This window comes from Colwellia marinimaniae (assembly GCF_002207865.1).
GTDB classification, from domain to species: domain Bacteria; phylum Pseudomonadota; class Gammaproteobacteria; order Enterobacterales; family Alteromonadaceae; genus Colwellia; species Colwellia marinimaniae.
The window spans coordinates 68,736-81,117 of sequence record NZ_BDQM01000005.1; the positions used below are offsets into that span (position 1 = coordinate 68,736).

Here is a 12,382-nt window from a genome sequence, read left to right on the forward strand (position 1 = left end):
CCCACAATAAAGTGGGCTATTACGATTATTAGCGCGATTCTACAATCATAGTAATAATTAAGTTTTATTGACACTAGGCGCGACGTTTACGACGCTCCGGCCGCCGTTCATACGTTAACGGTAAAGCAAAACTGGCAAACTCTTTCATGACCATGCGATATATATCACGTTTAAAAGAGACAACCTGCCTAACCGGATACCAGTAACTTACCCATCGCCAATCATCAAATTCAGGGTGCGAGCTATGCAGTAGATCAACTGCAGATTCTGGTGCCGTTAGTTTTAATAAAAACCACTTTTGTTTTTGTCCAATACAAACGGGTTTAGAGTCATGCCTAATATAACGTTTTGGTAATCTATATTTTAGCCAATGCTTAGTTGAAGTAACAATTTTCACGTGTTCGGGTTTTAAGCCAACTTCTTCATGTAACTCTCGATACATGGTTTCCTCAGCCGACTCACCTTCATCAACACCACCTTGTGGATATTGCCATGAATGTTGTCCAAACCGCCGTGCCCAAAATACTTGCCCCCTGTCATTAATTATTACTATGCCGACGTTGGCGCGATAGCCTTCGGCATCGATCACAGGAACTCCTGACAATTTATAAAATTCTTGCATCAATTCAACCATATTAACGTCAGAGGGGCAAATGATTACTTTGATTTTTTTAGCAAAACCATGATAATAGTTATTAACTTAGTAATAATATATTTCATGGTTAATTCACTGCACTTATGAACATACCCTCCTCTGAACAAGCACTGATGCAAAGTGCGCAAAATTTAGCCGGATTAACCCTAGGTGAAATAGCGCAACAAGCAGGTATTGCCATTCCTAAGGATTTAAGCCGTAATAAAGGTTGGATAGGTTTGTTATTCGAGCATGTACTAGGCGCCAGTGCTGGCTCTAGGCCAGAGCCAGATTTCCCTCACTTAGGTATTGAACTAAAATCCTTACCCATTAATGAGCAAGCTAAACCGCTTGAAACAACATTTGTCAGTGTAGCCCCGTTAACTGGTCTAGTTGGGGTAACTTGGCATAATTGCTACGTGCGGAAGAAGTTAGCGCGAGTACTCTGGGTGCCAGTGATCACCCGTAAAGATGTGCCGTTGAGTGAGCGTTTAGTGGCTACACCTTTTTTATGGTCGCCCAACGCTGAAGAAGAAGCGTTATTAGCCCAAGACTGGCAAGAGCTCACCGATATGATAGTACTGGGTGAAGTAGAGAATATTCATGGCAAACACGGGCAAGTGATGCAGTTAAGACCCAAAGCGGCCAACAGCAAAGTAAAAACCCAAGCATTTGACCGCAACGGTAAACCTTTTATGACCTTACCGCGGGGTTTTTATCTAAAGATAAATTTTACTCAAGCCTTGTTACATCGCTATTTAAGAATTAACTAATTCGTCAAAGAAACGAGAGTGTAGTTAAAGTTTAGTGACGGTTATTTCTTGCGAGATGATGACAGTTGTCCCTGCCGGCAGTGCTTGCCAGCGAGTATTTGCGGCTTCTAAACAAACATATTCTTGCTCACCATTAGGGTGAATATCTGCCATAGTATTGGCTAAGTCAACGCCTGGGTTCCATAACACCCACTGTTGGCAATTACTGCTGACGATAGTAATTTTACGCTGCCACTGGCTATCAACAAGGGTCATTGGTTCACTGCTATGATATTCACGATCAATCTCGCCGACACAACTAACGCTCTGTTGTTGAATGCTCGAATTACCGGTTAATTTATCATAATAATTCACGCCAGTTAACGCATCTATGGTGACGTTGTTTGGCTTACTGACACTAAAATAGCTATGCAAGGCAGTCGAGTATTGGGCATCGTCTGGCGAAAGGTTGCTCATGGCTAGGGTCTGTTTAAGGCTTTTACCAAAAAACAGCGTTTGCTTTAATTTATAGGCATTAGGCCACAGCGGATGTTGCTGCTCTCCCTCTAAGACCAAAACAAGGGTAACGCCACTTTCATCGGCCTCAATTGCTTCAAGTTGCCATGGCAGTTGGCGAGCAAAGCCATGGTTAGCTGATTTTATCTGCTTATCTTGCTTATCATGCGCACCAAACCAAGGCCAACACAGCGGGATACCACCGCGAATTGCTGTACCGCGTTGATAACTAGCTTGCTCACTTAACCATAAAACATCTTTATGGCCCCTAGGGGTAAAACTTAACACTTGCCCGCCATACAAACTTAGCCGTGCTTGGCAATGTACATGGCTAATACTGAGTCCCTCATGACATTCAGTAGCATTCCCCGCTGGAAGGTTTCCTGGTGAAGAATCACCCTGGTTTAGGGTGATGGCGGTAACTTGAGCAAAATCGTTATCTAATAATATTTGTGTCATGGCGGTAACTAATGTAGTTAGGTTATAAAGTGGTAAGTGCTTGTTATACCAAAATCAATTGTTCGCGTTTTTAAACGGTAGATTAAGCTAGGTTTTATTAGCAAGTAGCTAAAAGCTGCTAAATTCTATAAGAAGCTAACACTGGTTGATAGCATAAAAGCTTACCTGCTAGCTTTTACTTAACAGCAAGCCATATAAAAATATGCTCTTTTAGCGAGAAATCACTTCGTTAGCTACAGTGGCCTATCTACCAGCTTTTACCTAGCGATAAAAATAGCGAATACTCACCGCCTGTGGCAGCTCCTATACCGAATACCGCAGGGCCAAAACTGGTGTCTGTGCCTATGTAAATGCTGCCGGAGTGAATTAAATCACTGTATTTAACGGTTTCATTCATAGCCCAAACATTACCGGCCTCAATACTGGTCCCTAAATAAATAGGTAAACCTGAGCCACCGGGTACTTCACGGCCTAAATCATACTGATAAACAACCGCAGCAAAGACTTTATGTACACCAATAAGCGCATCCTCTTGATAGCCAGACAGGTTTAAGAAACCACCTAGCTCGGTCACATGGACACTAAAGTCACTGTCATTATCTATAGTGGCAAAAGAGGTTATACCAACAAAAGTATGGCCACCAAGACCAACAGCACCACGCCAATCAAGAGTAAAGGTCAGGGTTTTATCTGTTGTAGTGGTGGTTAAATGCGGTGAGTACTTATCATTTAGCCACTGCACTTCAACGGATAACTTATTGCCTTGCGTGGGGAAATTAATACTGTTGAGCGTATCATAAGCAAACTTAACAAAGCTGCCATAACTCTGATAATCAAACTCATCAGTATCGGGAGTATCTAAGGATAAATCCCCCGTTTCAGCCGTTACGCCTAACTCAATAATACCGTTAAAAGAGTAATTATAACCTAAGGATAGCGTTGCCAAATAAGAGTCTTTACTCAGTTCAGGACGTTGATTGGTTTTTTCCCACCGGTCTTGAGCAAAGGTAACTCTAGCGCGACTGTATAAATCATGTGACTTGTTCAACGGTTGATAGAATTCACTAGCAAGTAAGGTTTCCCAACCAACTCTAACTTCATTTAACCAGCGACCACCCTTAGGGGTAAGATCTGTCATCAAATAAGACATATTCATCGAAGTGATAGAGCGATTAGAAAAGTCTGTCTTTAAATTAAAACCAAAATCAAAGTAATTAGGCCCCCAAGACTTAGCCTTAGTATAGAGAATTAAAACCCTACCTTGCTCGGTATCAATAAACTCAACGGTTACTTGTTCAAATTTATCTAAGGCATAGACTCTATCAATGGCTAAATCTAAGGCTTCTTTGCTCAGTTCTTTGTTTAACTCAACGGCAAAGTGCAGGGCAATAATATCGTTTTCTACTTTTGAATCATTGCTAAATTGAATTTCAACAATTTTGTCGGCTAGCTTAGCAAACCACTGTTGAGCTTTATTGCGCTTTTGTTGTTGATAAGCTTGATAATCAATGTCATTAATGGCTAATTTTGCCAAAACATCTAAATTAGCCAACGCGGCTTGCTCGCCCAACTTTAGCGCTTGTGGCATAACCGACCAATCTGTGGTGCTTAGCTCATCAATGGCTGGCCGTAACAACACATCTTTATCAGTCATTAAGGCTTTTTTCGCCAAACTGGTATTGTTCGTTAAAATGGTAGATAACTGATTGAGCACGGATACGGTACTGGTTAATTCACTTTGTTCTGCTAATGGCGAGCCAATATCGACAGCAATAACAATATCGGCGCCCATACTTTTAACGACATCAATGGGCATATTATTGGTGATACCGCCATCAACTAACATCACGCCATCAATTTCGACCGCAGCAACAATACCTGGTACGGCGGCCGATGCTTTCATTGCTTGGTTAATACTGCCAGCATCCAGCACCACCATTTTTGCTGTTGCTATATTTGAGGCAATCGCTCGAAAGGGTATGGCCAAGTCATCGAAACTAGCAAAAGAGCTGACGGTATCCGTTGAGCGCTGTAGGATTTGATAAGCACTTTGTCCTAACAACAAGCCATGGGGAACTTTAAACTCGCCATCGCTATAACCTAATCTTATTGATAAATTGTACCTATCTCTGTGCTGTTTATTGGCATATGAGAGTGCTGCCCTTGGGATGAAATCAGAGTAACCATCATGCCAAGGCAATGCCAGCATAATACGTTCAATTTCATCAACTTCATAACCTAAGGCATACATGCCGCCGACATAAGCGCCAATACTGGTACCGACCACATAATCGATAGGAATGTTATGTTGTTCTAGAACTTTAAGCACACCAATATGGGCCGAGCCTTTCGCGCCACCGCCACTTAAGACTAAACCAATTTTATCCCGGGCATGGACAGAAAAAGCTAACGTAGCTAGCTTAAAGAGTAAAAAAGTCAGTAAAACAAAACGCATAATAGTTGCTTAAAAATTAGTTAGTCAGTTAAATATGTAACATTATAATAATGTTCAATAATTAAAATACAAGTTTAATCTCTTGACTCAATTTAGCCATCACTTAGCGAATGCGCTGAATATAATACTGACCAAGGCAATTTATTTTAACAATTGTATGAGTAAAATAAAAAGCCCGTATGTTGAGTTTCCTTAACATACGGGCTTTGTTAACGGTACAGTGACTCCCTCAATGCCCCAAGGCTTTAGCTTTATGCTTAACCTTAGGCTTACCTTAAAGATTGATCATTATTTAGTATAGGCACGCGGCATATTAGTATCGGCGGTATAACGTTGACGTAATGCATCTTGGCGTGATGTTAACGACATAGCATTACCGTTAATCCACATAGCATCGACCTTGGTACTAATTTCAAACGGATCACTGCTCCATAAAACTAAATCAGCATTTTTACCGACAACAATACGGCCAGAGTTTAAGTTAAAGCTATCGGCAACATTGGCAGTAATTGCGGCTAAGGCAGTGGTTTCTGCTAGACCATTGGCAATGGCCACACCCGCATCAAAGCGTAATTGATTAATGTTATGGCTCTCTCCACTATTAGTGATAATAACGGTAACACCCGCTTTGCTCAATATAGCGACATTGGCAAGTGAGGTATGCAATGAATCAAAACTAGTCGGTAAGTTATCAATAGCACTCATCATTACCGTTACCTTGGCTTTCGCTATTTCTTCGCTAACTAGCACAGCATCGCTTGCGCCAACAAGTATTAGATCAAGGTTATATTTTTGCTTTATTTTAAGTAAGGCGAGAATATCTGTTGCTCTATCCGCGTAAGCCAATAGTGGTTTTTCACCTGATAATAAAGCATACATGACCTGCTCTGCCCGCGATGGCGTTTTAGCTTCTTTTTCTTCTTTGTCTTTTCCTTGCGACTTTTTCTTCTTGGCTTTAGCTTTTTCGGCTTTAGCTAAGGATTTTTGTGCATCTTCAAGTTCATTACTCAAGGTTTGCAATTTAACCGCTCTTGAGCCTTTACGAGTGCTACCAAGTGACACTATTACCGCGTTTTGCGAGACAATAACACTGTCAAATTCACCGGATAAATTAACGACAAAGCTTTGACCGGTAAACACTTTTTCGCCACCATGTGGCATAACCAAGTTACTGGTTATACCGCCCTTGCGCGCATAAGGTATTAAGCTCGACTTAGGGTTAAAGGCTAAACTGGCATCAAAGGTTAAATCTGCTTTTTTATCAGAGCCGTCGCGAGTAGCGGAGACAGCGCCCACTTCAACTAAACCCAATAAGTTCTTAGTGGCAATAAAACCTGGCGTTAAAATACGTCCTTTAGCATCGATAATAGTGTCGGCATTAAGTGAGTCTGGCACGTCATCCTTGCTATAAACGGCGGTAATTTTTCCCCCTTCAATAACAACGGTTGCTTGTAAAAGTACCCCTTGTTCAGCAACTGTATACACAGTGGCATTGGTGATAGCTATTTTTTCTGCCTGTACCGCGCTAGTTGTTAGGGCTAGTGCGCCAAACAAAACATAACGCAACGAAGTAATTAATTGAATGTTTTTCATTGAGGTTGCCCTTATTTGGTTACTGGTTTGGTTACTGGTTTGCTTGCTGGCTTATTTACTGAGTTGTTTACTGAACTGTTTACCGGTTCAGTGCTTGCTTTGTTAGCGGCTTTACTGGCATCGCTATCAACATAACTATCTAGTGTTTGGCCAAGTAAAAAATCACTTTTAGCTTGGTATTTATCATCAAACCTATCATAAACCTTAGCGCCATCAATAAAGACTTGCTCAGCTTGGGCATAAACGCTGAACGGATTAGTGCTCCAAACGACAACATCAGCCTTTTTACCCACCACTAAACTGCCAACTTCATCATCAATACCCAAAGATTTGGCGGCATTGGCGGTAATCCACTTAATGGCATCTTCTTCTTTTAAGGCAAAACCATGCTCATTGGCACGGTACATCACTTTCGCCGCTTCTTGGTTTAAACGTTGAATAGTTGTGCTTGAGTCAGAATGCACCACAGCACAAGAATTTTTAACCGCATCAACAATGGCAACATTTTCTTCAACCATGTCAAAAGCTTCCATTTTAAAGCCCCACCAATCTGGCCACATGGCCGCACAGTTGCCATTGGCAGCTAATAAATCAGCAATTTTATACGCTTCAATGGCATGGTGAAAAGTACCCGAGTGATAATTAAACTCATTACCAAGGTCAATCATTACCGCCATCTCTTCCGCTTTATAACAATGGTTATGAATTAAAATTTCGCCGTCTAAAACCCCCATTAAGGTATCAAGCTCTAGATCACGTTTTGGTGCTTTCGGGTTTTTACCAGCGCTGTAGTCACTGTCATACTTATCCCAAGCACGCTGGTACTCCGTCGCAGCAAGCCAAGCACTGCGGTAACCGGCAACATTACCCATGCGAGTAGATGGTAATACTTTTCGGCTACCATAAACACGTTTAGGGTTTTCACCACAAGCCATCTTCAAACCATAAGGTGCCTCGGCAAATTTCATGCCTTGCATGGTTACACTGGGTACATTACGTAAAGTAACACCACGGCCACCAAATAAATTAGCTGAGCCAGGTAATATCTGTAGGGTAGTTACACCACCAGCACGAGCAGCTTCAAAGGCCGGATCTTGCGGCCAAACGCTATGTTCAGCCCAAACTTCTGAAGTATTAGGCGAGGTCATCTCATTGCCATCGGAATGTGATTCCACTTGTGGATTTGGATAAACACCTAAATGGGAATGAACATCAATGATACCTGGGGTAATCCACTTACCGGTCATATCAATAACCTTCGCCTTACCTGCGAGTAAGTCTTTACCTACTTGCATAACTTTGCCATTAACTAACAAGATGTCGGCATCATTTAAGCGCTCACCAGTACCGGTTAAGATAGTGGCATTGGTTAGTAAAATACTTTGCGCCGGTAGTGCTTGGTAAGTACTTGGGTAAGGGTTTTTATTGATAACAACTTTAGCATCTTGTTTTTCATTGGGTAGACAAGCAGTTAAACCAAGTGACAACATACTGGTGGCGAGCAAGGTAAACATACTTTTATTATCAGTGATTTTTTTAGTGAATTTACCGTTAAAAAAACTGCGTGGTAATGACTTTTTAGGCATCTTAATTCCTGTAGCGAAACATATTGCCCGATACCATAAATTTTTTTGGCTAAAACAACAAGGTTATGACGACAAACAGTCAAAAAATTAGGTTTAATGACTGAGATTAAGCTCAAATCTGAGTCTATCCTTAACCCTGAGAAATTATTTATAGCCATGTCACCGCAAAAGGCTGGGGTCAGCGTATCTAAACTGGTGCTGGTTATTTCTTCTTAACGATAGATAAGAGTAACGCTTTAATTTTTTTATAGCGAAAAGCTAATAAAATGAGGGTCAAGATAAAATAAAACAGCGGTGAAATAAGTTCAGATTTAACCGACCAATAAAAATGAATCGCCACCAAGACAGTAATAAGATAAGAAAAATTATGTAAGCTTTGCCATGATTTACCCATTTTCCGTTTAAGGCGGTTAACGGAAGTAATGGCCAGCGCAGCTAATAACACAAAGGCAATCATGCCAACTGTGATATAGGGGCGTTTAATAATTTCGTTAAAAAATAACGACCAAGCAAACTGCAAATCAAAGGCTAAAAAGTTCAGTATATGCATAAAGGCATAACTAAAAGCATATAAGCCAAGTAAGCGTCTTACAGGCAATATATAACCTTGTTTAAATTTTTTGGCCAGCGGTGACACAGTAAGCGTTAGCAGTAACAAGTTAAAAGCACCGATACCGGTAAAGTGAATCACCCGTTGTACCGGGTCAGCACCGAGTAAATCATTAAAAGCCAGGGTATATAAATTAAACAAGGGCAAAAAAGCCGCTAGATGAATAACAACTTTCAACATCAATACTTTGTTCGCCGTGGCTATTTTTCTCTTCATACAACTAAAAGAACTGTCTTAAATTCATACCTTTATATAAATGAGCTACCTGCTCACCATAACCATTAAAAGCTAAAGTTTTAATGCGGTTGCGGGCAAATAAACCTCCCGTCGTTATGTGCCGTTCACTGGCTTGACTCCACCTTGGATGGTCATGCTCGGGGTTAACATTGGCGTAAAAACCATATTCCTTAGGTGCCAGCTTATGCCAGGTGGTTTGTGGTTGCTGACTTACTAACGTAATCGACACTATGGATTTAATACTTTTAAAGCCATATTTCCATGGCACCACTAACCGAATGGGCGCACCATTTTGCGGCGGTAAAGTTTTACCATATAAACCGACACTCATTAAAGTCAGTGGGTTCATCGCCTCATCAAGTCTAAGTCCTTCAACATAGGGGTAAGCAATACCACCGCCTAAGCGTCTATTGGCTTGTCCTGGCATCTGCTCTGGATCATCAAGGGTTTCAAACAATACATATTTTGCTGAGGCGTTAGGCGCTACTTTCTTTAATAAGTCAGCCAAAGAAAAGCCGATCCAAGGAATGACCATGGACCAAGCTTCAACACACCTCAAACGATAAATTCGCTCTTTAAGGGGAAACATACTGGTTAGGTCATGGTAATCTAAAGTGATGGGCTTATCGCATGCACCACCAATAGTTAACTGCCAAGGATTAACGTTAAAATTTTGTGCTAACTCTTGTGGTTGCTGCTTTTGTGCGCCAAATTCATAGAAATTATTGTGGGAAATAACTTTACTTTCAGGAGTAAGAATTAACTTATCTGGATTGGTATCCGGTGTGTACTTTAACGGTGTTGTTTTGAATTTTATTGGCTCATCTTTGGAGAACCAACCAGCGTTCGCATTAGCACTAGCAGTAGCTAACAAAGCACCCGCCCCTAAAAAGCCCATGCCCTTTAATAATTCACGTCTATTTAGATATACATCTTCTGGGGTTACATCGCTTTCTTTTAAATCGTAGCTCTTGGCTGTTTTTATAAGCACAGCTAATCCCTTATTAAATATGACAACTAGTAATAAGATAGGTTTTAGCTACATTAAATTTCAAAGCTGGCTCATTAAAGATATTACTAACATTTAAAATAAAAAAAGTGCGCCATCAATGGCACACTTTATAATAAGGTAAGTTAGCTTAGCTTAACTTATCTCAACTAAACTAAACTAAACTAAAGCTAAGCTAAACTAAAGCTAAACTAAAATTAAGCGGCTTTAGTTAAGGTTTGTAAATGTGCTACCACATCACTTGACTCATATAACCATTGCACTTGACCATCTGATTTTTCTATACGTAGACAAGGTACTTTGCGTTTACCGCCTTCACGAATAAGTTCTTCACTAAAATCATTTTTACCACTGATGTTACGTAGCTCAATCTTTAAACCTTCTCGTTTCATGGTACGGCGAACTTTTACACAAAAAGGACAAGATGGTAGCTGATACAAGCTTAAGCTTTGGGTTTTATCATCAATTTTAGCTTGTTCCTCTATCGCGCGTTTTGGTGAGCGCGGTGAAAAAATAAAGTTTAGTATTAAAATTAATTGCCCTATGGGCCAACGGATAGCTTTCATCAACATAATATTTAGTAACTCTTGTAAATAAGGTAATTTCTATATGCTTAATTAACACTTTGTTTAGGTTAACTATTAATATAGGTACTAGTGTTATAGGCGTTCAAGACACCAATTCTGGCAATTATTCTAACACAATTGTCAGACTATTATTTTGCTGACCATTGTCCTATTAATTAACTACCACATTAGGTCATCGGGAATTTGATAATCTGCATAAGGATCATCTTCATCCGTTTCTGCAGTCGCTAACTTATCGTTTTGCACTAGCACCATAGTATGGTCGAGCTCTGCGACTTTGGCAGCCGTTTCACTGGTAACAAGGTAAGTGACTTCATTTAAGCCACATAATGCCAAGCGGCCATTGACCAGTGCTTTATGGGTGATGGTATTAAGCGATAATTTTTTAACTTTATTATTGAAGGTATAGTTATACTCACTTTCCCCGCTAACACCTGTCAGTTGGTGATGTTCAAGAATTTGCTTGATGCGTAATAGCTGTTCTTTAGTAGCAACCTCTTGTTTTTTAACATCATTAAGTGCGCTATCTTTAGCAACTTTCTCAGCTTTCGACTTAACTAAGTCTTGTTTTACTTGCTCTTGTAAACTCGCGCCATGATCAACACCGCTACGTTTTTGCTTATTTTTTTTACGTTTATCGGCATTTGCTTGACGCGTTTTTTGCCTGGTAGTTAAACCGGCTTTGAGCAACTGTTCTTGAAGAGAAGCCATGATAAATTCCTTACTGCTTTAGGCAATATGTGAGGCGAAAATTTTTTGCTATTCTACCCATATTTAAGCGTAAGTGCCAATTTAGGCGCATAAAGACTCCAGAGTAACGCATCAAGTATTATCCTGGCTAAAGAAAGACATTATACCAAGTCCATTAAGTTAGTTCCCGAAGGGCGAATTTAAAAACTTATCCACTGGCGTTATTACTTTTGATAAGGACTCGGCATGGATACTTATTAGAGAATGCAGACGGTACCTTATGTGGATAATGCCGGAGCAATGATCCTGAGTATATTCTCCTCAATAACCATTCTCGACCATCAATGCCTTGGCTCTAAGACTTTTAATGCCCGCTGAGTGAGAACAAGTTCCTTGGTATTGTATCGATTACCTACCGGTTGCTTTTATCCAGCAATTATTTTTCCTAGACAGTCATGGCCTTTGCCAAGGCTTAGTTAATAAGACATAAATGGTAAAGTTTTACTGGTAATTCATCGACTAAAAATAGCATTATTGTCCTCTAACCGTGGTAATAACCCTATAATTTGTACTGGTTGATCCGATGATAACACCCAAAAACAAGTAAACAACGAAGCCTTTCGTAATATTATAAAGTTCAGCTATGGGTTAAAGTGGTTAGCCAACCCCTGTATTTAAAATGGCCTATACTCATTGAATTCATTGATAACTAGATTTTATAGCTGTTTTAAACGCCCGTATTATAACCACTGACATCTAAGGTATTCCGATGGCTAAGGCGCAAGTTTCATTTCCCTGACTTTCAATTGCTAGGTAGATGCGTTACTGTACAGGCGATCAATTATATGATTATAATTATTTCAAAAATATAATTTCAAATTTAAAGTAACAGGAAAGTAGTATGTCTCAAGCAAGTGCACGCCACATTTTAGTGGATACAGAAGAACAATGTTTAGCCTTGAAAACAGAAATTGAAGCAGGTAAAGACTTTACTGAAGTAGCTAAAGAGCATTCTAACTGCCCATCTAATGCCCAAGGTGGTGATCTAGGTAGCTTTGGCCCTGGCCAGATGGTACCGGAGTTTGATGCAGTTGTTTTTTCAGCACCTTTAAATACCGTACAAGGCCCAGTAAAAACTCAGTTTGGTTACCACTTATTAGAAGTAACTGAACGTAGCGAAACCTAGTCCAATAAAAAGTAAAATAAAAAGCTAGTTAAGCTAATGGTTTGTAAAAACTAAGTTTAAATAAAGAA

Annotated in this window: 11 protein-coding genes; 2 read left to right on the forward strand and 9 right to left on the reverse strand. The window is 40.1% G+C overall.

What is annotated here, in order from left to right:
* Nucleotides 1–73: 73 nt before the first annotated feature.
* The gene (gene rppH, locus MTCD1_RS04755) at nt 74–589 is read right to left on the reverse strand and encodes an RNA pyrophosphohydrolase (RefSeq protein ID WP_088568909.1); all 516 of its coding nucleotides are present in this window, start codon (nt 587–589) and stop codon (nt 74–76) included.
* Nucleotides 590–738: 149 nt separating this feature from the next.
* Between rppH and mutH the strand changes: the two genes are divergently transcribed.
* Entirely contained in the window at nt 739–1,407 is a 669-nt protein-coding gene (mutH, locus tag MTCD1_RS04760; protein ID WP_057181607.1) for a DNA mismatch repair endonuclease MutH, read from the forward strand.
* A 24-nt stretch (nt 1,408–1,431) separates the two neighbouring features.
* Here mutH and MTCD1_RS04765 read toward each other — a convergent pair whose 3' ends face one another.
* The 8 genes from MTCD1_RS04765 to MTCD1_RS04800 all read right to left on the reverse strand — a co-directional run bounded on the left by MTCD1_RS04765 (nt 1,432) and on the right by MTCD1_RS04800 (nt 11,149).
* Complete coding sequence (locus MTCD1_RS04765) at nt 1,432–2,361, reverse strand: D-hexose-6-phosphate mutarotase (protein ID WP_057181608.1); 930 nt, start codon at nt 2,359–2,361, stop codon at nt 1,432–1,434.
* A gap of 247 nt (nt 2,362–2,608) precedes the next feature.
* Nucleotides 2,609–4,816 (reverse strand): patatin-like phospholipase family protein, encoded by a 2,208-nt coding sequence (locus tag MTCD1_RS04770; RefSeq protein WP_057181609.1) that lies wholly within the window; start codon nt 4,814–4,816, stop codon nt 2,609–2,611.
* 288 nt (nt 4,817–5,104) lie between these two features.
* Nucleotides 5,105–6,409 carry an amidohydrolase family protein gene (locus tag MTCD1_RS04775; protein ID WP_057181610.1) on the reverse strand — a complete coding sequence of 435 codons (1,305 nt, stop codon included), beginning with the start codon at nt 6,407–6,409 and terminating at the stop codon, nt 5,105–5,107.
* Nucleotides 6,410–6,420: 11 nt separating this feature from the next.
* Complete coding sequence (locus MTCD1_RS04780; RefSeq protein ID WP_082606556.1) at nt 6,421–7,923, reverse strand: amidohydrolase; 1,503 nt, start codon at nt 7,921–7,923, stop codon at nt 6,421–6,423.
* Nucleotides 7,924–8,197: 274 nt separating this feature from the next.
* Nucleotides 8,198–8,821 (reverse strand): protein-methionine-sulfoxide reductase heme-binding subunit MsrQ, encoded by a 624-nt coding sequence (gene msrQ / locus MTCD1_RS04785; protein ID WP_057181611.1) that lies wholly within the window; start codon nt 8,819–8,821, stop codon nt 8,198–8,200.
* A 4-nt stretch (nt 8,822–8,825) separates the two neighbouring features.
* Nucleotides 8,826–9,833 carry a protein-methionine-sulfoxide reductase catalytic subunit MsrP gene (gene msrP, locus MTCD1_RS04790; RefSeq protein ID WP_057181612.1) on the reverse strand — a complete coding sequence of 336 codons (1,008 nt, stop codon included), beginning with the start codon at nt 9,831–9,833 and terminating at the stop codon, nt 8,826–8,828.
* A 215-nt stretch (nt 9,834–10,048) separates the two neighbouring features.
* Nucleotides 10,049–10,417: a glutaredoxin family protein gene (locus MTCD1_RS04795; RefSeq protein ID WP_057181719.1), complete on the reverse strand. Its 369-nt coding sequence runs from the start codon at nt 10,415–10,417 to the stop codon at nt 10,049–10,051.
* A 180-nt stretch (nt 10,418–10,597) separates the two neighbouring features.
* Complete coding sequence (locus tag MTCD1_RS04800; protein WP_057181613.1) at nt 10,598–11,149, reverse strand: DUF2058 domain-containing protein; 552 nt, start codon at nt 11,147–11,149, stop codon at nt 10,598–10,600.
* An 880-nt stretch (nt 11,150–12,029) separates the two neighbouring features.
* Between MTCD1_RS04800 and MTCD1_RS04805 the strand changes: the two genes are divergently transcribed.
* Complete coding sequence (locus tag MTCD1_RS04805) at nt 12,030–12,314, forward strand: peptidylprolyl isomerase (RefSeq protein WP_057181614.1); 285 nt, start codon at nt 12,030–12,032, stop codon at nt 12,312–12,314.
* The last annotated feature ends 68 nt before the right edge of the window (nt 12,315–12,382 follow it).